Source organism: Methylobacterium tarhaniae (assembly GCF_001043955.1).
Lineage (GTDB): Bacteria > Pseudomonadota > Alphaproteobacteria > Rhizobiales > Beijerinckiaceae > Methylobacterium > Methylobacterium tarhaniae.
In genome coordinates this window covers 42,959-64,068 of record NZ_LABZ01000059.1, presented here as the reverse complement: position 1 = coordinate 64,068, position 21,110 = coordinate 42,959, and the positions used below count along the sequence as shown (strand labels likewise).

General features: G+C 70.6%; 16 protein-coding genes. 9 read left to right on the top strand and 7 right to left on the bottom strand.

The genetic code is table 11. The annotated features are described in order from the left end of the window. The first annotated feature begins 105 nt into the window (after positions 1 to 105). The 4 genes from VQ03_RS09775 to VQ03_RS09760 are packed head-to-tail and all read left to right on the top strand — an operon-like array spanning position 106 to position 3,549. On the top strand, positions 106 to 1,050 hold the full coding sequence (locus VQ03_RS09775) for an ABC transporter permease (protein ID WP_048450681.1): 945 nt from the start codon (positions 106 to 108) through the stop codon (positions 1,048 to 1,050). Continuing rightward, positions 1,047 to 1,913 (top strand): ABC transporter permease, encoded by an 867-nt coding sequence (locus tag VQ03_RS09770; RefSeq protein WP_083467892.1) that lies wholly within the window; start codon positions 1,047 to 1,049, stop codon positions 1,911 to 1,913. Before VQ03_RS09775 ends, VQ03_RS09770 begins: the two co-directional genes overlap by 4 nt. Then, a complete protein-coding gene (locus VQ03_RS09765) occupies positions 1,913 to 2,737 on the top strand; it encodes an ATP-binding cassette domain-containing protein (RefSeq protein ID WP_208605492.1) in 825 nt (274 codons plus the stop codon). The genes VQ03_RS09770 and VQ03_RS09765 overlap by 1 nt, the downstream gene beginning before the upstream one ends. After that, a complete protein-coding gene (locus VQ03_RS09760) occupies positions 2,734 to 3,549 on the top strand; it encodes an ATP-binding cassette domain-containing protein (RefSeq protein ID WP_048450679.1) in 816 nt (271 codons plus the stop codon). Before VQ03_RS09765 ends, VQ03_RS09760 begins: the two co-directional genes overlap by 4 nt. A 273-nt stretch (positions 3,550 to 3,822) precedes the next feature. Here VQ03_RS09760 and VQ03_RS09755 read toward each other — a convergent pair whose 3' ends face one another. After that, positions 3,823 to 5,319: a CoA-acylating methylmalonate-semialdehyde dehydrogenase gene (locus tag VQ03_RS09755; protein ID WP_048450678.1), complete on the bottom strand. Its 1,497-nt coding sequence runs from the start codon at positions 5,317 to 5,319 to the stop codon at positions 3,823 to 3,825. A gap of 144 nt (positions 5,320 to 5,463) precedes the next feature. Further along, on the bottom strand, positions 5,464 to 6,795 hold the full coding sequence (gene aptA / locus VQ03_RS09750) for an omega-aminotransferase AptA (RefSeq protein WP_048450677.1): 1,332 nt from the start codon (positions 6,793 to 6,795) through the stop codon (positions 5,464 to 5,466). 152 nt (positions 6,796 to 6,947) lie between these two features. Here aptA and VQ03_RS09745 point away from each other — a divergent pair, with 152 nt between their 5' ends. The 4 genes from VQ03_RS09745 to VQ03_RS09730 all read left to right on the top strand — a co-directional run bounded on the left by VQ03_RS09745 (position 6,948) and on the right by VQ03_RS09730 (position 10,545). After that, the gene (locus tag VQ03_RS09745; RefSeq protein ID WP_048450676.1) at positions 6,948 to 7,499 is read left to right on the top strand and encodes a cupin domain-containing protein; all 552 of its coding nucleotides are present in this window, start codon (positions 6,948 to 6,950) and stop codon (positions 7,497 to 7,499) included. Between the two features lie 60 nt (positions 7,500 to 7,559). After that, the gene (locus VQ03_RS09740) at positions 7,560 to 8,267 is read left to right on the top strand and encodes a GntR family transcriptional regulator (protein WP_048450675.1); all 708 of its coding nucleotides are present in this window, start codon (positions 7,560 to 7,562) and stop codon (positions 8,265 to 8,267) included. 132 nt (positions 8,268 to 8,399) lie between these two features. Further along, the gene (locus tag VQ03_RS09735; protein WP_048450674.1) at positions 8,400 to 9,296 is read left to right on the top strand and encodes a dihydrodipicolinate synthase family protein; all 897 of its coding nucleotides are present in this window, start codon (positions 8,400 to 8,402) and stop codon (positions 9,294 to 9,296) included. 10 nt (positions 9,297 to 9,306) lie between these two features. Continuing rightward, complete coding sequence (locus tag VQ03_RS09730; RefSeq protein ID WP_245292027.1) at positions 9,307 to 10,545, top strand: NAD(P)/FAD-dependent oxidoreductase; 1,239 nt, start codon at positions 9,307 to 9,309, stop codon at positions 10,543 to 10,545. 67 nt (positions 10,546 to 10,612) lie between these two features. Here VQ03_RS09730 and paaZ read toward each other — a convergent pair whose 3' ends face one another. Beyond that, complete coding sequence (paaZ, locus tag VQ03_RS09725; RefSeq protein ID WP_048450673.1) at positions 10,613 to 12,643, bottom strand: phenylacetic acid degradation bifunctional protein PaaZ; 2,031 nt, start codon at positions 12,641 to 12,643, stop codon at positions 10,613 to 10,615. Between the two features lie 47 nt (positions 12,644 to 12,690). On the opposite strand from paaZ, the gene VQ03_RS32940 reads away from it, so the two are divergent. Then, positions 12,691 to 12,954 (top strand): ferredoxin reductase domain-containing protein, encoded by a 264-nt coding sequence (locus VQ03_RS32940; RefSeq protein ID WP_157064047.1) that lies wholly within the window; start codon positions 12,691 to 12,693, stop codon positions 12,952 to 12,954. Positions 12,955 to 13,209: 255 nt separating this feature from the next. Here the strand turns inward: VQ03_RS32940 and VQ03_RS09720 are convergent, their stop codons facing one another. The 4 genes from VQ03_RS09720 to aceF form a co-directional block, all read right to left on the bottom strand. Continuing rightward, complete coding sequence (locus tag VQ03_RS09720) at positions 13,210 to 14,967, bottom strand: methyl-accepting chemotaxis protein (protein ID WP_048450689.1); 1,758 nt, start codon at positions 14,965 to 14,967, stop codon at positions 13,210 to 13,212. 229 nt (positions 14,968 to 15,196) lie between these two features. After that, on the bottom strand, positions 15,197 to 17,512 hold the full coding sequence (locus tag VQ03_RS09715; protein WP_425350049.1) for an NADP-dependent malic enzyme: 2,316 nt from the start codon (positions 17,510 to 17,512) through the stop codon (positions 15,197 to 15,199). Between the two features lie 399 nt (positions 17,513 to 17,911). Then, entirely contained in the window at positions 17,912 to 19,738 is a 1,827-nt protein-coding gene (gene lpdA, locus VQ03_RS09710) for a dihydrolipoyl dehydrogenase (RefSeq protein ID WP_048450671.1), read from the bottom strand. Positions 19,739 to 19,769: 31 nt separating this feature from the next. After that, on the bottom strand, positions 19,770 to 21,080 hold the full coding sequence (gene aceF, locus VQ03_RS09705; RefSeq protein WP_048450670.1) for a dihydrolipoyllysine-residue acetyltransferase: 1,311 nt from the start codon (positions 21,078 to 21,080) through the stop codon (positions 19,770 to 19,772). Positions 21,081 to 21,110: the final 30 nt, after the last annotated feature.

Sequence of the window (21,110 nt, the reverse complement as noted above, 5' to 3'; positions counted from 1 at the left end):
CCCCCGCAGAGGGGGGAGGGGAAAACCGCGCCTCCTGCATCGTGGACGTCTTCTCTCGATCTTGAGTCCGATCACCGCAAAGGCTCCGATGTTCGAGTTCGCCCCATGCTGAGGCACCTCACCCGCCGCGCCGCCGGCTTCGCCGTCACCTTCCTGCTGATCTCGGTGCTGGTCTTCTGCATGATGGAGATCGTTCCGGGCGATCCGGCCTCGGCGATGCTCGGCACCTCGGCGACCCCTGAGACCCTGGCGGCCCTGCGCGCCCAGATGGGCCTCGATGCGCCGGCCATCCTCCGTTACCTGCGCTGGCTCGGCGGGCTCGCGAGCGGTAATATGGGGATCTCCTACACCTACGGCGTGCCGGTGGGCGGGCTGATCCTGGAGCGGCTGGCGGTGACGCTGCCGCTCACCGGGCTCGCGGTGCTCCTCGCCATCGGCATCGCGCTGCCCCTCGGCGTCACCGCGGCGGCGCGGCCGGGCGGCGTGGCGGACGGGGCCGCCGCGCTCTACGCGCAGGCCGGTATCGCGGTGCCGAATTTCTGGATCGGGCTCCTGCTCATCATGGTCGTGGCGCTCGGCCTCGGCTGGCTGCCGGCCGGGGGCTTCCCGGGCTGGTCCGAGCCGGGGGCGGCCCTCCGCGCCCTGCTGCTGCCGGCTTTCGCCCTCGCCATCCCGCAATCGGCGGTGCTGACCCGGGTGACGCGCGCCTCGGTGGTCGAGGTGATGAACGAGGATTTCGTGCGCACCGCCCGAGCCAAGGGCGCGTCGGTCTCCCGCGCCCTCTGGCGCCACGCGGTCCCGAACGCGCTCGTGCCGGTCATCACCATGCTGGGCCTGCAGATCTCGTTCCTGATCGGCGGCGCGGTGCTGGTCGAGAACGTGTTCACCCTGCCGGGCATGGGCCGGCTCGCCTGGCAGGCCCTGGCGCAGCGCGACCTGATCGTGATCCAGAACGTCGTGATGGTCTTCGCCACCATCGTCATCGTGGTCAATCTCGCGGTCGACCTGCTCTACACGGTGGTCGATCCCCGCCTGAGGAGGCGCGCATGACGGCCCTGGCGAAGGTCCCCGGCGCGGTCGTGCGGCTGCGGCGCGGCTGGCGCCCCGGAAGCGGCGCTTTGCTCGTCGGCGGCATCCTCACGGCCTGCCTCGTCGGGATCGCGCTCCTCTCCCTGGTCTGGACCCCCGAGGACCCGGCCCGGATGCGCATCCTCCAGAAGCTCAAGGGTCCCCTGGTCTCCGGGTTGCTCGGCACCGACCATCTCGGGCGCGACGTCGCCTCGATGCTGATGCGCGGCGCCTTCAACTCGCTCACCACCGCCTTCGCGGCGGTGGCGGTCGGCGCGGTGCTCGGCACGCTCGCCGGCGTCGCGGCGGCGGCGGGGCCGAAATGCGACGCCGTGCTGATGCGGATCTGCGACGCCCTGTTCGCCCTGCCGCCGATCCTGTCGGCGATCATGCTCGGCGCGCTGCTCGGCCCCGGGGCGCTGACCGCCATCGTCGCCATCGGGGTGTTCATGATCCCGGTCTTCGCCCGGGTCACCCGCGGCGCGGCGATGCAGATCTGGGCGCGGGAGTACATCATGGCCGCCCGCATGGCCGGCAAGGGCCCGGTGCGGATCACCGCCGAGCACGTGCTGCCCAACATCGCCGGGCAGGTCATCGTGCAGGTCACGATCCAGCTCGCCATGGCGATCCTGACCGAGGCCGGCCTGAGCTTCCTCGGCCTCGGCCTGCCGCCGCCGGCCCCGACCTGGGGGCGGATGCTCGCCGAATCGCAGACCTACCTGCTCCAGGCGCCGCACCTGGCGCTGGCTCCCGGCCTCGCCATCGCCGCCGCGGTGCTCGGCCTCAACCTCCTGGGCGACGGGCTCGCCGTCCGCCTCGATCCGCGCCGGCGGCAGGCCTCGTGATGCTCGCGATCCGCAACCTCTCCATCGCCTTCCCGGGCTCCGGCGGCCCCGTCCGCGTCGTCGACGACGTCTCGGTCGAGGTCGGCCGCGGCGAGAGCCTCGGCATCGTCGGCGAATCGGGCTCCGGCAAGTCGATGCTGTCGCTCGCCACTATCGGGCTCCTGCCGAAGAGCGCCCGCACCTCCGGCGAGATCCTGCTCGAGGGCAAGAACATCCTCACGATGAGCGAGCGCGCGCTGTGTGCTGTGCGCGGCCGTCGCATCGGCATGATCTTCCAGGAGCCGATGACGGCGCTCAACCCCGCCATGTCGGCAGGCCAGCAGATCGCGGAGGGCATCCGCCTGCACCGCCGGATCGGCCGCGCCGAGGCGCGAGCCGAGGCGTTGCGCCTCCTCGACCGGGTGCGGATCCCGGATCCGGCCCGGCGCATCGACAGCTACCCGCACGAGATGTCCGGCGGCCAGCGCCAGCGCGTCGGCATCGCGATCGCACTCGCCCTGAAGCCCGACCTCCTGATCGCCGACGAGCCGACCACCGCCCTCGACGTGACGGTGCAGAAGGAAATCCTCGACATCCTCGACGAGCTGGTGGCCGATCTCGGCCTGTCCCTGATCCTCATCAGCCACGATCTCGGGGTCATCGCCCGCAGCACCGACCGCACCCTGGTGATGTGCCGCGGCCGGGCGGTGGAGGAGGGGCCGACCGAGACCGTCCTGCGGCACCCGACCGCGCCGTACACGCGCGACCTGATCGCCGCCCTGCCGCGCCGGGCCCGGGCGGGCCTGGCCGAGGAACCGCACGCCGCCGCGGGAGGCGCCCGGTGACGGGCCCGCTCCTGTCGATCGAGAACCTCACCCGCGACTACGCCCTGCGGGGCAAGGGCGGCGCCACGCGGACCTTGCGGGCGGTCGACGGCGTCAGCCTCGACGTCGGGGCCGGCAGCATCTTCGCGGTGGTCGGCGAATCGGGCTGCGGCAAGTCTACCTTGGCGCGCATCGTCATGGCCCTCGACCGGCCGACGAGCGGCACGGTGCGGCTCGGCGGCGACGACCTGTTCGCGCTCACGCCGAAGGCCCTGGCGCGCAAGCGGCGCGACTTCCAGATGGTCTTCCAGGACCCCTACGGCTCGCTCAACCCGCGCCACTCGGTCGGGCGCATCGTCGCCGAGCCGCTGCACCTTCTCGACGACGCGCCGCGGGGCCGCGAGCGGGCGGCCCTGGTCGCCCGGGCGCTGGAGGATGTCGGGCTGCCGGGAAACGCCGCCGAGCGCTTTCCCCATGAATTCTCCGGCGGCCAGCGCCAGCGCATCGCCATCGCCCGGGCCCTCATCACCCACCCGAAGCTCGTCGTCGCCGACGAAGCGGTCTCGGCCCTCGACCTGTCGATCCAGGCCCAGATCCTGCGCCTGATCCTGTCCCTGCGCGACCGGCACGGCCTGACGGTGCTGTTCATCACCCACAATATCGGTGTCGTCGACGAGATCGCCGACCGGGTCGGGGTGATGCAGGCCGGGCGCCTGGTCGAGACCGGGACGGTGCGGGAGGTCCTCGATCATCCCCGCGAGGCCTATACCCGCACCCTGCTCGCCGCGGAGCCGACCCTGGCGGCGCTGGGTCAGCGGCGGCGTCGCGTGTGAGGGGAGGGCGGTCAGGACCATGCGGTTCGCGCATGGCCGCCCGTCGTCACGAGGCTTGCCTTGTGCGGCGCAACGTGTGAAAACGATTTCACGCACCGCGGCGATGGCGTCGCGGCGGTGCTGCCCTTCTTGGGCGTTTCCTCCCTAGACTTCGGGCCGCCTCGCAAGGGCGGCCTTTTTTCTGTTTTCAGTCCCGGCCGCCGCTCGGGCGGCCCGGGCCCCGGCCCGTGTCGCCCCTCCCTTCGGAGGGGCGCCCCGATCACGTCACCGTCATCACTTCATCGTCGGCATCACGAACTCGGCCCCCGCCCGGATGCCGGTCGGCCAGCGGGTCGTGATGGTCTTGAGCCGAGTGTAGAAGCGCACGCCCTCCGGCCCATGCATGTGATGGTCGCCGAACAGCGACGCCTTCCAGCCGCCGAAGGAATGGAACGCCATCGGCACCGGGATCGGCACGTTGATTCCCACCATCCCGACCTGGATCTGGTGCGCGAATTCCCGCGCCGCGTCGCCGTCGCGCGTGAAGATCGCCGTGCCGTTGCCGAATTCGTGCTCGTTGATCATCCGCGCGGCGGTCGCGTAGTCCGGCGCGCGGGCCACCGCCAGCACCGGCCCGAAGATTTCTTCCTTGTAGATCGTCATCTCGGGCGTCACTCGGTCGAACAGCGTGCCGCCGACGAAGTAGCCGTTCTCGTAGCCCTGGAGCGTCAGCCCGCGGCCGTCGACCACCAGCTCGGCCCCCTCGGCCACGCCGCGGTCGATGTAGCCCTTCACCTTGTCGCGGGCTTGGGCGGTGACGAGCGGGCCCATCTCGGCCTCCGGGTCGGTGCCGGGCCCGACCTTGAGCGCGCGGACCTTCGGCACCAGCTTCTCGATCAGCCGGTCGGCGGTCTCCTCGCCGATCGGCACCGCCACCGAGATCGCCATGCAGCGCTCGCCGGCCGAGCCGTAGGCCGCGCCCATCAGGGCGTCGACCGCCTGGTCCATGTCGGCGTCGGGCATCACCACCATGTGGTTCTTGGCCCCGCCGAGGCATTGCGCGCGCTTTCCGGTGCGCGCCGCGGTCTCGTAGATGTATTGGGCGATCGGGGTGGAGCCGACGAAGGACACGGCTGAGATGCCGGGATTGTACAGGAGGGCGTCGACCGCCTCCTTGTCGCCCTGCACCACCGAGAACACGCCGTCGGGCAGCCCGGCCTCCTTCAGCCACTCGGCCATGACGAGAGAAGCGGAGGGGTCGCGCTCGGAGGGCTTGAGCACGAAGCAATTGCCGCAGGCGAGCGCGACGGGGAACATCCACATCGGCACCATGGCGGGGAAGTTGAACGGCGTGATGCCGGCGACGACCCCGAGCGGCTGGCGCAGCGAGCTGCTGTCGACGCGGGTGCCGACATTCTCGGTGATCTCGCCCTTGAGGAGCTGGGGGGCGCCGGTGGCGAACTCGACCACCTCCATGCCGCGCTGGATCTCGCCCTTGGCGTCGGAGAGCACCTTGCCGTGCTCGGCGGTGATCACCGCGGCGAGCTCGTCGGTGCGCTCCTCCAGGATGCGCAGGAACTTGTTGAGGATGCGGGCGCGGCGCAGGGGCGGGGTCGCGGCCCAGGCCGGGAAGGCGGCGCGGGCCGCAGCCACCGCCGCCCCGACCTCCTCGGCGCTCGCGAGCGCGACGGTGGCGGATTGCTCGCCGGTGGCCGGGTTGAAGACCGGCGCGGTGCGACCTGAGCGGCCCGCGACCTGGCTGCCGCCGACGAAGTGCCCGATGATGTTCATGGTATTGGTCGGTCCTGGGAAAGTCACTGCGGATCGGATGAAGCCCGATCCCGGTTTGCCATAGGACACCGCGTCATCCCGGGGCTCGGCGCAGCCGAGAGTTCGGGATGACGTGGAGGCTTTTGCTTTCTGCTGGGAGCGTCTTTACGCCGCCCGCCGCAGCGCCTCGCCCAGCATCGAGGCCATCGTGTCGATGTGCTCCGGTTCCGCGATCAGCGGCGGCGACAGGGCGATGATGTCGCCTGTGACGCGGATCAGCAGGCCCTTCTCGAAGCAGTCGGTGAAGACGTCGTAGGCCCGGGCGCCCGGCGCCCCGTCCCGGGACTTCAGCTCGATGCCGGCGATGAGGCCGATGGTGCGGATGTCGATCACGTGCGGGCAGTCGCGAAGCCCGTGCATGGCCGCGTGCCACTGCGCCTGGACCTGCGTCGTGCGGGTCAGCAGGTCCTCCTCCGCGTAGATCTCCAGGGTGGCGAGACCGGCCGCGCAGGCGACCGGGTGGCCCGAATAGGTGTAGCCGTGGAAGAGCTCGATCGCGCCCTCCGGCCCGTGCATCAGCGCGTCGTGCACGGCGCGCGACGCGAAGACCGCACCCATCGGGATCGTGCCGTTGGTGAGCCCCTTCGCGGTGGTGATGAGGTCCGGGGTGACGCCGAAATAGTCGGTGGCGAAGGGCGCGCCGAGGCGGCCGAAGCCGGTGATCACCTCGTCGAAGATCAGCAGGATGCCGTGGCGGGTCGCGATCTCGCGCAGGCGCTCCAGGTAGCCCTTCGGCGGCACCAGCACGCCGGTCGAGCCCGCCACCGGCTCGACGATCACCGCCGCGATCGTCTCGGCGCCGTGGAGCGCCACCAGCCGCTCGAGGTCGTCGGCGAGGTCGGCGCCGTGCTCGGGCTGGCCCTGCACGAAGGCGTTCTGGCTAAGATCGTGGGTGTGGCGCAGGTGGTCGACGCCCGGCAGGAGCGGGAACATCCGGCGGTTGTTGACGAGCCCGCCGACCGAGATGCCGCCGAAGCCGACGCCGTGATAGCCGCGCTCGCGCCCGATCACCCGGGTCCGGGTGCCCTGGCCGATGGCGCGCTGGTAGGCCAGCGCGATCTTGAGCGCGGTATCGACCGATTCCGAGCCCGAGCCGGTGAAGAACACCCGGTCGAGGACGCCGCCCGGCGCGATGGCGGCCAAGCGCTCGGCGAATTCGAAGGCGATCGGGTGGCCCATCTGGAACGAGGGCGCGTAGTCGAGGGTCGAGAGCTGGCGCTCGACGGCCTCGGCGATGCGGCGGCGGCCGTGGCCGGCATTGACGCACCACAGGCCGGCGGTGCCGTCGAGGACGGTGCGCCCGTCATCCGCGGTGTAGTGCATGCCCTCCGCCGCAACGAGCAGGCGGGGCGCCGCCTTGAACTGGCGGTTGGCCGTGAACGGCATCCAGTAGGCGTCGAGGCTCGGGCGGTTGAGGCGCGGCGGATGGGCGTTCATGGCGTGGTCCTCGTGGGGCGCTTTCGCCGCCAGACAAAACCGTTCCGACACGGCCAACAAGTCCTTTTCTGCCCCATTGCAACCGTTTGAGAAACCTGGCTCCCGCGATAGGGTGTTGCCCGATCCGCAACAGCCTCAACAGGGGAGCCGGCGTGACCAACGACGAGGTGGGGGCGCGCCTGCGCCATGTGCGCATCCTGCACGGCCTGTCGCAGCGGGCGCTGGCGAAACGCGCCGGGGTCGTCAACTCCACCATCTCGCTCATCGAATCGGGCCAGACCAACCCGTCGGTCGGCGCGCTCAAGCGCATCCTCGATGCGGTGCCGATCGGGCTGGCCGAGTTCTTCTCCCTGGCGCCGGAGCGGACCGAGAAGGCGTTCTATGCCAGCGAGGAACTGGTCGAGATCGGCAAGGGCCGGATCTCCTACCGGCAGGTCGGCGACACCCTGTTCGGCCGCGCGCTGCAACTGCTGAAGGAGCGCTACGAGCCCGGCGCCGATACCGGCCGCGTTCCCCTGGTCCATGACGGCGAGGAGGGCGGCATCGTGCTCTCGGGAAAGCTCGAAGTGACGGTGGACGACGAGCGCCGGGTGCTCGGGCCGGGCGACGCCTACTACTTCTCCAGCCGCCGGCCGCACCGCTTCCGCTGCGTCGGGCCGCATCCCTGCGAGGTGGTGAGCGCCTGCACCCCGCCGACCTTCTGAGTCGCCTGGACGCCCACTGTCGTATACAATATGCGCCCGAATGAGTGTGGAGGGTGAGGCATGGCCGTGACGGCAGGCGCAGGCGGAACCCGGTCCGTCCCCGGGAGCCTCGGCCACCGCACCGTCTCGGCGGCGGTGGCCGAGGCCCTGCGCCAGCGCATCCTCTCGGGCGCCCTCGCACCGGGATTCCAGCTGCGCCAGGACGCCCTGGCGGAGGAATTCGGCATCAGCCGGATCCCGATCCGCGAGGCTTTGCTGCAGCTCGAAGCCGGCGGCCTCGTCAAGATCGTGCCGCATCGCGGCGCCGTGGTCTCGGGACTCTCGGTCGAGGAGATCGAGGACGTGTTTCAGCTCCGCGTCTTCCTCGAGCCGCAATTGCTGATCCTCTCGGCCCGCCATCTCACGCCCGAGGACTTCTCGGAGTTGCGCTCCCTGCGCGACGAGTACGGCGCCGCCCTCAAGGCGGGGCGGATCGAGCTCTGGGGCGACTTGAACCGGCGCTTCCATCTCGGTCTCCTGCGCCATGCCGGCCGGCCGCGCTCGCTGTCGATCATCGCCGGCCTGCTCCAGGATTGCGACCGCCCGACCCGGCTGCAGCTCTCCGTCACCGGCGAGGTCGCCCGCGCCGACATGGAGCACACCACCATCCTCGACCTGTGCGAGGCGGGCGAGATCGTGGCGGCGGCCAACCTCCTGCGGGTCCATGTCGAGCATGCCGGGCACTCCCTCATCGAGATTTATCGCCGCTCGGCCGCATCCGCCGCTTGATCCGATCGCATATTTTATACAATCTACGAATCAAGAGCCGCGAGGGGGCTGATCGTCCCGGGCGCGGCGGATCCGTGACCGAGCGTCCGCCGGTCCCGCGATTCGAAGAAGCCTGGAGAGGAGACCAACCCGATGTGGACAGGCGTCCTTCCCGCCGTCACCACCAAGTTCACCGCCGAGGGTGACCTCGACCATGCCGAGATGGAGCGCTGCTTCGCCCTCCAGATGCAGGCCGGCTGCGACGGCCTCATCGTCTGCGGCTCCCTCGGCGAGGGCCCGATGCTGTCGCCCGACGAGCGGCTCGAGGTGCTGAAGACCGCCCGGTCGGTCGCCGGTGGCAAGCCGGTGCTGCTCACCGTCTCGGAGGCCGGCACCCGCGAGGCCTGCGCGCTCGCAGCCCGTGCGGCCAAGGCCGGCGCCTCCGGCCTGATGGTGGTGCCGAGCCCGATCTACCACACCGACGAGGACGAGACCGTCGCGACCCTGAGCGCCGTCGCGGCGGCGGGTGACCTGCCGGTGATGATCTATTCCAACCGCGTCGCCTACCGGGTCGACGTGACGCCGCGGATCATGGAGCGTCTGGCCGGCGACAAGCACTTCGTCGCCATCAAGGAATCCTCCGACGACATCCGCCGCACCACCGAGATCATCAACCATTTCGGCGATCGCTTCGCGGTGCTGACCGGCGTCGACAACCTCGCCTTCGAGGCGCTGAGCGTCGGCGCGGTCGGCTGGGTCGCCGGCCTGGTCGTCGCCTTCCCGGAGGAGACCGTGGCGATCTACCGGCTGATGAAGGCCGGCCGCACGGCCGAGGCGCTCGAGATCTACCGCTGGTTCCGCCCGCTCCTCGACCTCGACGTCTCGACCTTCCTGGTCCAGAACATCAAGCTCGCCGAGGCGCTGGCGATCGGCTCGACCGAGCATGTCCGGATGCCGAGGAAGCCCCTCTCGGGCGAGCGCCGCGCCGCCGTCGAGGCGATCATCCGCACGGCGCTCGAGCGCCGCCCGTCCCTCAAGCTCGCTGCGTAAAGGAGCCACCTTGCCCCGCGAGGTCGTGATCGTCGGGGCCGGCATCGTCGGCCTCGCCTGTGCCCATCATCTCCTCGCCGAGGGCTGGCGGGTGCGGCTCGTCGAGCGCGGCGGCGTCGCCGAGGGCGCGAGCTTCGGCAATGCCGGGGCCCTTGCCTTCACCGACGTGCTGCCGCTCGCCTCGCCGGGCATCCTGCGCAAGGCACCGCGCTGGATGCTCGATCCCCTCGGGCCCCTGGCGCTGCCGCCGGCCTACCTGCCGCACATCGCCCCCTGGCTGCTGCGCTTCTGGCGCGCCAGCCTGCCCGACCGTCACCGCCACGCGACCGAGGTCCAGTCCGGCCTGATGCGGCTCGCCGCCCAGGCCATGGAGGCGATGGTGGAGTCGGCCGGCCTCGCCGAACGGCTGCGCCGCAACGGCAACCTCGAACTCTACGAGAGCGAGGCGGAATTCGCGGCTTCCGCGCCCGGCTGGGCCGCGCGGGAGCGGGAGGGCATCGCCTTCGAGCATGTCCGCGGCGCGCGGCTTGCCGAATTGCAGCCCGGCCTGTCGCCCCGCTTCGTGGCCGGCACCTTCACGCCGAACTGGATGAGCGTGGACGATCCGCACCGTTTCGCCCTGGCGCTCCACGCCGACGTGACGGCCCGGGGCGCTGCGCTCACCCGCGGCGAGGTGAGGGACATCGCGCCCCAGGGCGAGGGCGTGCGCCTGACCCTCGCCGACGGGACGGCGCTGACCTGCGATGCCTGCGTGCTCGCCGCCGGCGCCTGGTCGCGGGGGCTGGCCCGCCGCCTCGGCGACCGGGTGCCCCTCGACACCGAGCGCGGCTACAACACCACGCTTCCACCCGGTGCCTTCGATCTGCGCCGCCAGCTCACCTTCGGCGGCCACGGCTTCGTGGTGACGCCGCTTTCGACCGGGATCCGGGTCGGCGGCGCCGTCGAGTTCGGCGGCCTCCACCGCCCGCCCAACTTCGCCCGCGCCGACGCGATGCTGCGCAAGGCCGCCGCCTTCCTGCCGGGACTGCGAACGGACGGGGGGCGGCAGTGGATGGGCTTCCGCCCCTCGCTCCCCGACAGCCTGCCGGTGATCGGCCCGTCGCGGGCGAGCCCGCGGGTGATCTACGCCTTCGGCCACGGGCATCTCGGGCTGACGCAGAGCGCCGGGACCGGGCGGATCGTGGCGGATCTGCTGGCGGGGCGCAGGCCGGAGGTGGCGGCGGCGTTGCGGGCGGGGCGGTTCGGGTGAGACGCGCCAAGGCCCGTGCCGCCTGAACCCTCCCCCTTTGCGGGGGAGGGTGCCCCGCGAGGCTCCCTCACACCCCCCGCATCGCGTTCATCGTCAGCAGCTCGTACGTCGCCGCGATCTCCCCCGCCGCCGTCCGGATCTCCACGTCCCACCGCACCTCGCCGTATTGGGCATTGCGCGGCGACTTCTCCTTGGCGGTGAGCCGCACGCGGATCGCCTCGCCGGGCTGGATCGGCTTGAGGAAGCGCAAGCTGTCGAGCCCGTAATTGGCCAGCACCGGGCCCGGATCCGGATCGACGAACAGGCCCGCCGCGAAGGACAGGAGCAGGTAGCCATGCGCCACCCGGCCGGGGAAGAACGGGTGGCCCTTCGTCGCCTCCTCGCTCATATGGGCGTAGAAGGTGTCGCCGGTGAATTCGGCGAAGTGCTCGATATCCTCGAGCGTGATCACCCGCTCGGCCGAGTGGAAGCTGCGGCCGATCTCCAGATCCTCGAAGTGGCAGCGGAACGGGTGCTCGGGGCGAATGTCCTCCGGCGCGCCCTTGATCCAGCTCCCGGTGATCCGGCTCAGCATCGCCGGCGAGCCCTGGAGGGCGGTGCGCTGCATGTAGTGGTGGAGGGCACGCACGCCGCCCAGTTCCTCGCCGCCGCCGGCCCGGCCGGGCCCGCCATGCATCATGTGCGGCATCGGCGAGCCGTGGCCGGTCTGCTCCTTGGCACAGTCGCGGTCGATGACGACGAGGCGGCCGTGATAGGCGCCGACCCCGAAGACCAGCTCCGTCGCCGCTGCCGCGTCGTGCGTGTAGAGCGAGGCGACGAGGCTGCCCTCGCCGCGATTGGCGAGCAAGGCTGCGTCCTCCAGCCCGTCATAGCCCATCACAGTGCAGACCGGGCCGAAGGCCTCCAGCGCATGCACCTGCCGGGCCCGGAGCGGGTCGGCGCAGTGGAGGAGCAGCGGCGGCAGGAAGGCGCCCGTCTCCGGATCCGCCCCTTCGACGGTGATCCGCGCCGGATCGCCGAAGACCAGCTCGGCCTCCGCCCGCAGGGCCTCGACCCGGGCCAGCACGTCGCGGCGCTGCGACAGGCCGACCACCGGCCCCATCCGCACGTCGTCGCGGGCGGGATCGCCGATCCGCACCCGGGCGAGGCGCTGCCGAAGCGCCTCGATCACCGCCGGCACATGCTGGCGCGGCGCGAGCGCCCGGCGGATCGCCGTGCATTTCTGCCCCGCCTTGACGGTCATCTCCTTGGCGACCTCCTTGATGTAGAGGTCGAATTCCGGCGTTCCCGGCCCGGCATCGGGCCCGAGGATCGCGGCGTTGAGCGAGTCGCGCTCGGCCACGAAATGCACCGCCTCGCGGGCGATGACGGGATGACGCTGGAGCATCTGCGCCGTCTCGGCCGAGCCGGTGAACGACACCACGTCCTGCCCCGTGAGGTGATCGAATAGGTCGCCGGTCGGGCCGATCACGCATTGCAGGGCGCCGTCGGGCAGGATGCCGGATTCGGCGATCAGCCGCACCAGGGCATGCGCGACGTAAGCCGTGACCGTGGCGGGCTTCGTCACCACCGGCACGCCGGCGAGGATCGCGGGCGCCAGCTTTTCGAGGAGCCCCCAGCACGGGAAGTTGAAGGCGTTGATGTGGACCGCGCAACCCGTCCGTGCGGTCAGCACGTGGCGCCCGACGAAGCTGCCGCCCCGCGACAGGGGTTCCACCGCCCCGTCGATCAGGAACGTCGCATTCGGCAATTCCCGCCGGCCCTTCGAGGCGTAGACGAACAGGGTGCCGATGCCGCCGTCGATGTCGATCAGGTTGTCGCCGCGGGTCGCGCCGGTCTGGTGCGACAGGGCGTAGAGCCCGTCCCGGCGTTCGTTGAGGTAGGCGGCGAGCCGCTTCAGCATCTCGGCGCGCTGGTGGAAGGTGAGGCGCCGCAGGGCCGGGCCGCCGACCCGGCGGGCATGGTCCAGCACCTCTCCCATGGAGAGGCCGCCGCTTCCCACCTCCGCCACCACCGCGCCGGTCACGGCGCTGCGGATGCCCGTCCAGTCTCCCCCCGGCGCGATCCAGCGTCCTTGGATGAAGCTCTCCAGCCGCATGGCGTCCTCCCGTTCTCTTGGTCGTTCATTATTAACCGACCGGTCGGTTGGTCAAGCGCATCTCGACAGGTCGGGGGCAGCCCCGCCATCCATGCGGACTCGATGGCGAGACGGCGGCGCTCTTCCTGCACACCATGGTGCCGGCCGGCCTCGTCGACCGCGCCTTCGTCTGCGGCCCGCGCGCGATGATCGACGACGTGGAGGGCGCGCTCGCGACGCTCGGCCTGCCGCGCGAACCCGTCCATGTCGGGCGTTTCACGCCGAGCGAGCCGTCCTCACCTGCCAAGCCCGGCCGACCTCTGGCCGGGTGACGGTGGATGTCGATCAGGTGCGAGGGCCTCTTCGAGCCTCGCCGACAGAATTGACAGCCTCAGCGTGATCCCGGGGCCGCGTAGCGGAGCCCCGAATCCATCATCGCCGACGCTTCAGGTCAAGCAGAACGCCGAATGCGTCATCCTGAACGGTCAGCGGTGATGAATTCCGGGTTTTCGCTGACGGCGAGCACCGGGATGAGATTCAATCTCGTGATCGTACCCGGTTTGATTGGCCGCGACGCGTGCGCTGCGTCACGCCGCCCGGATCCGCTCCAGGAACCGCGTCACCTCGGTGCTCAGGTGCTCCGTCTCCTGCGAGACCGACGAGGCGACGCTCAGCACCCGTCCGGCCGCCTGGCCGGTCTCGCCCGCCGCGTCGGCCACGCCGGTGATCGTCGCCGTCACCGCGCCGGTGCCGTTGGCGGCCTGGCTGATGGTGCGGACGATCTCCCGGGTCGCGGCGCCCTGCTCCTCGACCGCCGCGGAGATCGCCGTCGAGATGCCGCTGAGGTCGCCGATCCGCGACGCGATCCCGCCGATCGCATCGACGGCCTTGCGCGTCGCGCCCTGGATGTCGCCGATTTGGCTCGCGATCTCCTCGGTCGCCTTGGCGGTCTGGTTGGCGAGCTGCTTGACTTCCGCCGCGACGACCGCGAAGCCGCGGCCCGCCTCGCCGGCCCGCGCCGCCTCGATGGTGGCGTTCAAGGCCAGCAGGTTGGTCTGGCCGGCGATGCCGTTGATCATCGCCACCACGTCCCCGACCCGGGTCGCGGCCTGGCTCAGGGTCTCGACCAGCTCGGCGGTCTTCGAGGCCTCCGTCACGCTGGCCTTCGCGAGGGCGGCCGAATCCGAGACCTGGCGGGCAATCTCCTCGACGGACGCGCTCAGCTCCTCGGCCGCCGCCGCCACGGTGGCGACGTTGGCCGAGGCATCCTGCGCCGCCTGGGTCACGGTGGCGGAGCGATCGGCGGTGCTGCCGGCCAGCTGCGACATCCCTTGTGCGGTGGCCCGCAACTCAGTCGCAGAGGCGGCGACGGTCCGGACGATGCCGCCCACCGCCTCCTCGAAATCGTGCGCCAGGGCCGCCGTCTGCGCCCTGCGGACCACCCGGCGCTCCTCGCTCTCCCGGGCGTGGCGAGCCTCCAGGTCGGCGGCGAGGTTGGTCTTGAACGCCTCCAGGCTGCGGGCCATGTCGCCGACCTCGTCGCGCCGCTCGGTACCCGGCACTTCGGCGGCGTAGTCGCCGGCGGCGATCCGGCCCATCGCGGCGCCGACCGAAGCGTAGCCGCGCACCAGCGCGTTGTAGGCGAACCAGGCCAGGGCGACGACCGAACCGATCGTGACGGCGAGCAGGCCGAGGACCAGCGCGAAGGCCAGCGACGCCCGCGACTCGCCGTCGTCGACCGCCTGCTGGGTGCGCGCATCCAGCATGACGTAGAAGTCGTCGATCGGCTTCATGATCTTGGCTTTGGCGACGTGGTACTCGTCGGTGTGGACGAGCCGGATCGCCTCCTCCCGGGCCCCCGGCTCGCCGCTCTCGGCGAGCGCCATCGCGGCGTTCGCCACCTTGACGAGGTCGTTGGAGTTGCGAACCGATTCGGCCAGCTTCTCCTTCTCCGCCGCCGTCACGCCGAGACGGTCCATCAGCGCGTCCACCGAGATGGTCTCGCCGTCCGGGCGCGGCTTGGAATCGCCGGCGGCCACGTAATCCCAGTAGATGCGATGGTAATCGACCGGGCGGGCTTTGCGGCCGGCGCGGATGTCGATGATGTCCTTGTATTGCTGCTTGTAGGCGGCCTTGCCGGTGGCAATATAGGTCCGCCCCAACCGCGTCAGGTCGTCGGACGCTTGGCGTAACTCGTCGGCCAGCAGCATCGAGGCGAGGCGGTTCTCGTTGGCCGTTTTGATCTGCCCGTCCGCCTGCCGGTAGAGCACGACCGAGCCTGCCAACAATGCGCTCGATACCAGGCTGACGACACACAGACCAACGAACTTGCGGGCAAGGCTCATGATGCTCCCCTCGGGACGGAGCGTCATGCTTGCCCGAGGTGCGTTAAGAATCCTTGCGCAGCAACGACATCGCGAAGAATGATGCCTGAGGAATACTGCGTCACGCCCAAGAAGAAAATATCGGGAAACGGAATTTTGCCGGGAACCCTGGGTCGCGCCGCGCGTTCTGCGCTCCTGCCCTTGCGGCGTGGAGGCCGGCCGCCGGATCACCCGGCGGCCGGTGTCGCGCTTACGCCCCCCGGGCGGCGGCTGCCACGGCGGTCAGCGCCGTCATGTTGACGATGCCGCGCACGGTGGTGGTGTGGGTGAGGATGTGGACCGGGGCGGCGGCGCCGAGCAGGATCGGCCCGACGCTGATGCCCTGGCCCGCCACCACCTTGAGCGCGTTCAGGGTGATGTTGGCCGCATCCAGGTTCGGCATCACCAGCAGGTTGGCCTCGCCGGTGAGGCGCGATTCCGGGAACACCCGTTCCATCAGCGGCCGGCTCAGCGCCGCGTCGGCCTGCATCTCGCCCTCGACCTCGAGGTCCGGCGCCTGCTCGGTGATGAGCGAGAGCGCGCGGCGCATCTTCTCGGCGGACGGGTTGCGGGCGGTGCCGAAGCTCGAATGCGAGACGAGCGCCACCCGCGGAGTCTGGCCGAAGCGGCGCATCTCGGCGGCGGCCAAGAGCGTCATGTCGGCCAGTTCCTCCGCGCCCGGATCGAGGTGGATGTAGGGGTCGCAGATGAACAGCGTGTGCCGCGGCAGCTGCAAGAGGCTCATGGCGGTGAGCGCCTTCACCCCCGGCGCCATGCCGATCACCTCGCGCACGTGGCGCAGGTGGCTGTGGTAGGAGCCGGTGCCGCCGCAGAGGAGGCCGTCGACCTTGCCGAGGGCGAGCAGCATCGCGCCGACGAGCGTCGGGTTGCGGCGCGCCTCCGCCAGGGCGACCTCGCGCGACAGGCCGTGGCGCTTGCGCTTGGCGTAGTAGCCCTGCGCGGCCTCGGCCTGGAAGTCCTCGTCGTCGAGGTCCTGAACGTCGACGTCGCGGCCGACCTCGATGCGAAGCCCCAGAGCCTTCATCTTGTCGGCGATCACCTCGCGGCGGCCGACCAGGACCGGCCGGGCCAGCCCCTCGTCGACCACCACTTGAGCGGCGCGCAGGACCCGGTCGTCCTCGCCCTCGGCGTAGGCGATGCGGGTGCGGCTCGCCTCGGTGGCCGCGGCGAAGACCGGCTGCATCACCGTGCCGGAGGTGTAGACCAAACGCTCCAGCGACCGCCGATAGGCCTCGACGTCGAGCATCGGCTTCGTCGCGACGCCGCTCTCGGTGGCGGCGAGCGCCACCGCCGGCGCCACCTTGGTGATCAGCCGCGGGTCGAACGGGCGCGGGATCAGGTAATCGGGCCCGAAGGCGATGTCCTGCGTGCCGTAGGCCGCCGTGACCACGTCCGACTGCTCGGCCCGCGCCAACTCGGCGATGGCCCGGACGGCGGCGAGCTTCATCTCCTCGTTGATCGTCGTGGCGCCGACATCGAGCGCGCCCCGGAAGATGAACGGGAAGCACAGGACGTTGTTGACCTGGTTCGGATAATCCGAGCGGCCGGTGGCGATGATCGCGTCGGGGCGCACGGCCTTGGCGGCTTCGGGCCGGATCTCCGGCTCGGGGTTGGCGAGCGCCAGGATCAGGGGCTTGTCGGCCATGCCCTTGACCATCTCGGGCGTCAGCGCGCCGGCGGCCGAGAGGCCGAGGAAGATGTCGGCGCCCGGCACCGCATCGGCCAGCGTGCGGGCCTCGGTGACCTGCGCGTATTGCGCCTTCTGGGCGTCGAGGTTGTTGCGGCCCTGGTAGATCACGCCGCGGCTGTCGGTGACCAGCACCTTCGTCTTGTCGAGGCCGAGGCTGACCAGCAGGTTGAGGCAGGCGATGGCGGCAGCACCCGCGCCCGAGCAGACGACGCGTACCTCGCCGATCTTCTTGCCCACGACTTCGAGGCCGTTGAGGATCGCGGCGGCGGCGATGATCGCGGTGCCGTGCTGGTCGTCGTGGAAGACCGGGATCTTCATCCGCTCACGCAGGCGGGTCTCGATCTCGAAGCATTCCGGCGCCTTGATGTCCTCGAGGTTGATGCCCCCGAAGGTCGGCTCCAGGCTCGCGATGATGTCGACGAGCTTGTCCGGATCGGTCTCGTCGATCTCGATGTCGAACACGTCGATGCCGGCGAACTTGCGGAACAGGCAGCCCTTGCCCTCCATCACCGGCTTGCCGGCGAGCGCGCCGATATTGCCGAGGCCCAGCACCGCGGTGCCGTTCGAGATCACCGCCACGAGGTTGCCGCGGGAGGTCAGTTCGGCGGCCTGGGCCGGGTCCTTCTCGATGGCGAGGCAGGCGGCGGCGACGCCCGGCGAATAGGCCAGCGCGAGATCGCGCTGCGTGCTCATGTCCTTGGTCGGCAGCACCGCGATCTTACCTGGCGTCGGGAAGCGGTGATAGTCGAGGGCAGCCTTTTCCAGTTGCTCGTCCATGGGGTGTCCTCCTGATGTGTGGGATGGCGGCGCGCGCAAGCCGTCTCCCGGCCGGCGCCATTCGGGGGCGCCGTTCGGAAGGGCAACGCTCAAGGTTTGGGTCTGATCCCGCTGAAATTTGCGGGAAACTCCGAAGTACAGACCTGTCAAACAGGTCGGCGTGACACAGACGAAATTGAACTGAAGCGCAAGCTTCCCCTCCCCCCTCTGCGGGGGAGGGTGCCTCGCGGATGCGAGGCGGGAGAGGGGACGGCGTTTCCGGAGAGGTCGCGCGCTTCATGACGGGCGCCATCTGAAGCACCGTCGCGCTGCCCCTCTCCCGCCCCACTCCGTGGGGCACCCTCCCCCGCAGAGGGGGGAGGGGGAATGCTCACTCTCCGTGAGGATATCCAGAAGCGGAGCGGCAGCGTCGCCGCCGCCCCACCTTGCAGACCTGCCTCAATGCGCCTTCTTCTTCGGCATGTAGAGGTCGGTGATCGTGCCTTCGAAGGCCTCGGCCGCCATGCCGACCGTCTCCGACAGGGTCGGGTGCGGGTGGATGGTGAGACCGATATCCTCGGCATCCGCCCCCATCTCGATGGCGAGCGCGGCTTCGGCGATCAGGTCGCCGGCCGAGGGGCCGACGATGCCGCAGCCGACGATGCGGTTCGACTCCTCGTCGAACAGCACCTTGGTCAGGCCCTCGTCGCGCCCGAGCGACAGCGAGCGGCCGCTCGCCGCCCAGGGAAAGACGCCCTTGCCGACCTTGATGCCCTTGGCCTTGGCCTCGGTTTCCGAGAGGCCGACCCAGGCCACCTCCGGATCGGTATAGGCCACCGACGGGATCACCTTGGCGTCGAAGAACGAGTTCTTGCCGGCGGCGGCTTCCGCCGCGACCTTGCCCTCGTGCACCGCCTTGTGGGCGAGCATCGGCTGGCCGACCACGTCGCCGATGGCGAAGATGTGCGGTGCCGTCGTGCGCATCTGCTTGTCGACCGGGATGAAGCCCCGCTCGTCCACCGCGACGCCGGCGGCCTCGGCGTTGATCAGCTTGCCGTTGGGACGGCGGCCGACCGAGACCAGGATCTTGTCGAAGGTGTCGGTCGCCGGCGCCGAGCCGCCCTCGAACGTCACCTTGAGGCCTTCGGGCAGCGCCTCGACCGCCGTGACCTTGGCCTTGAGGTGGATCGCCTCGTACTGCTTCGAGATCCGCTTGAAGAGCGGGGTGACGATGTCCTTGTCGGCGCCGGGGATGATCTGGTCCATCAGCTCGACGATGGTCACCTTGGACCCGAGGGCGTGGTAGACCGTCGCCATCTCGAGGCCGATGATGCCGCCGCCGATGACGAGGAGGCGCTTCGGCACCCCGTCCAGCTCCAGCGCGCCGGTCGAGTCGATCACCCGCGGGTCGTCGTGCGGGATGAACGGCATCTTGATCGGCTCGGACCCGGCCGCGATGATCGCGTTGTCGAAGCCGATGACCGTCTTGGTGCCTTCGTGCTCGACCTCGATCTGGTGCGGGCTGACGAAGCGGGCGGTGCCGGTCACCACCGTCACCTTGCGCTGCTTGGCGAGACCCCCGAGGCCGCCGGTCAGGCGCTTGACCACGCCTTCCTTCCAGCTCCGCAACTGATCGATGTCGATCTGGGGCGCCGCGAAGCTGATGCCGTGCGAGGCCATGGCCTGGCTCTCGTCGATCACCTTGGCGGCGTGGAGCAGGGCCTTCGAGGGGATGCAGCCGACATTGAGGCACACCCCGCCGAGGCTCGACCAGCGCTCGACCAGCACGACCTTCTTGCCGAGATCGGCGGCGCGGAACGCCGCCGTGTAGCCGCCGGGGCCGGCGCCGAGCACCAGCACCTCGGCCCGCATCTCCTCGCCGGAGACGGGGGCCGCGCCCTTCGGGGCCGGGGCCGCGGAGGCCCCCGTCCCGCCGGCGGTGGCGGGCGAGCCGTAGCCGGCCTGGCCCGCACCCGCCGCGAGCGGCGAGCCGCCGGCCGCTGCCGGGGCCGCCTTCTCGGCGGAAGCGGGCTTCGCGGTGCTCGCCGCCGCGGCGCCCTCCAGCACCAGGAGCAGGTCGCCTTCCGTGACCTTGTCGCCGGGCTTGACCTTCACCTCCACGACCTTGCCGGCCACGGAGGAGGGGACGTCCATGGTCGCCTTGTCGGATTCCAGGACGACGATGGTGTCGTCGACCGCGATCGTGTCGCCGGCCTTGACCAGCACCTCGATCACCGGGACGTTCTTGAAGTCGCCGATGTCCGGCAGACGGACTTCGTTGCTCATCGGATCGCCTCGCTGTTGCTCTTAGCCATCGTCAGACGACGAGGCGCCGGACGTCCTCGAGGACGTGGGCGAGGTGGCGGGTGAAGCGCGCCGCGAGCGCGCCGTCGATCACGCGGTGGTCGTAGGAGACCGAGAGCGGCAGCATCAGCCGCGGCTTGAACTCGGAGCCGTTCCAGACCGGCGCCATCTTGGAGCGCACCACGCCCAGGATCGCGACCTCGGGGGCGTTGACGAGCGGCGTGAAGCCGGTGCCGCCGATGCCGCCGAGCGACGAGATCGTGAAGGTGGCGCCCTGCATGTCGCCGCTGCCCAGCTTGCCGTCGCGGGCCTTCTTCGACAGCGAGCCCAGCTCCTGGCTGATCTCAACGATGCCCTTGCGGTCGGCATCCTTGACCACCGGGACGACGAGGCCGTCCGGCGTGTCGACGGCGACGCCGATGTTGTAGTACTTCTTGAGGATCAGCGCGTCCTTCTCGGGGTTCAGCGACGAATTGAACTCCGGATGCTGACGCAGAGCCGAGACCGCGGCCTTGATCAGGAACGACAGCAGGGTGACGCGGTAGCCCTTGTCCTTGCCGGCGGTGTCGAGTTCCTTGCGGTAGGCGTCGGTCTCGGTGATGTCCGACTCGTCCGAATGGGTGACGAGCGGCACGTTGAGCCAGGCGCGGTGCAGGTGCGGGCCGGAGATCTTCTTGATCCGCGGCAGCGGCTTGACCTCGGTCGGGCCGAACTTCGAGAAATCGACCGCCGGGATCTCCGGGATGCCCATGCCGCCGGTCGGCGCGACGGCGCCGGCCGAGGCCGCGGGGGCGGCGGAGCGCACCAGCGAGCCCTTCACGTCCTCCTTGGTGATCCGGCCCTTCTCGCCGGAGCCCTTGATGGCGGTGAGATCGACGCCGAGCTCGCGGGCGAGGCGCCGCACGGCGGGGCTGGCATGGACGTTCGAGAAGTCGGGCGCGGACGAGGCGGGCGCCGCCGGGACCGGGGGAGCGGCGGGCTTGGCCGGATCCGGCTCCTGCTGCGGCATCAGGGCGGCGGTGTCGGCGGACGGCGCCGCGCCGGCGCTCGGGGTCGCCGCGGAGGCGGCGGCCGGCGCCTTGGCCTCGCCCTCGCCCTTCAGCAGCAGGACCGCGCTGCCCTCGCTCACCTTGTCGCCGACCTTGACCAGGATCTTCTCGATCACGCCGGCCGACGGGGACGGCACCTCCATCGTCGCCTTGTCGGATTCGAGCGAGACGATCGGGTCCTCGGCCCCGATGGTGTCGCCTTCCTTCACCAGGATCTCGATGATCGGGATGTCCTTGAAATCACCGATATCCGGGATCTTGACCTCGATCGACACTGCGCACTCTCCCAATCGATTTGATTAAGT

Excerpts from the sequence above, each read along its gene's own strand:
- VQ03_RS09775 (WP_048450681.1), top strand. The coding sequence starts at position 106 with ATGCTGAGGCACCTCACCCGCCGCGCCGCCGGCTTCGCCGTCACCTTC.
- VQ03_RS09770 (WP_083467892.1), top strand. The coding sequence starts at position 1,047 with ATGACGGCCCTGGCGAAGGTCCCCGGCGCGGTCGTGCGGCTGCGGCGC.
- VQ03_RS09765 (WP_208605492.1), top strand. The coding sequence starts at position 1,913 with ATGCTCGCGATCCGCAACCTCTCCATCGCCTTCCCGGGCTCCGGCGGC.
- VQ03_RS09755 (WP_048450678.1), bottom strand. The coding sequence starts at position 5,319 with ATGAACATCATCGGGCACTTCGTCGGCGGCAGCCAGGTCGCGGGCCGC.
- aptA (WP_048450677.1), bottom strand. The coding sequence starts at position 6,795 with ATGAACGCCCATCCGCCGCGCCTCAACCGCCCGAGCCTCGACGCCTAC.
- VQ03_RS09740 (WP_048450675.1), top strand. The coding sequence starts at position 7,560 with ATGGCCGTGACGGCAGGCGCAGGCGGAACCCGGTCCGTCCCCGGGAGC.
- VQ03_RS09735 (WP_048450674.1), top strand. The coding sequence starts at position 8,400 with ATGTGGACAGGCGTCCTTCCCGCCGTCACCACCAAGTTCACCGCCGAG.
- paaZ (WP_048450673.1), bottom strand. The coding sequence starts at position 12,643 with ATGCGGCTGGAGAGCTTCATCCAAGGACGCTGGATCGCGCCGGGGGGA.
- VQ03_RS09720 (WP_048450689.1), bottom strand. The coding sequence starts at position 14,967 with ATGAGCCTTGCCCGCAAGTTCGTTGGTCTGTGTGTCGTCAGCCTGGTA.
- lpdA (WP_048450671.1), bottom strand. The coding sequence starts at position 19,738 with ATGAGCAACGAAGTCCGTCTGCCGGACATCGGCGACTTCAAGAACGTC.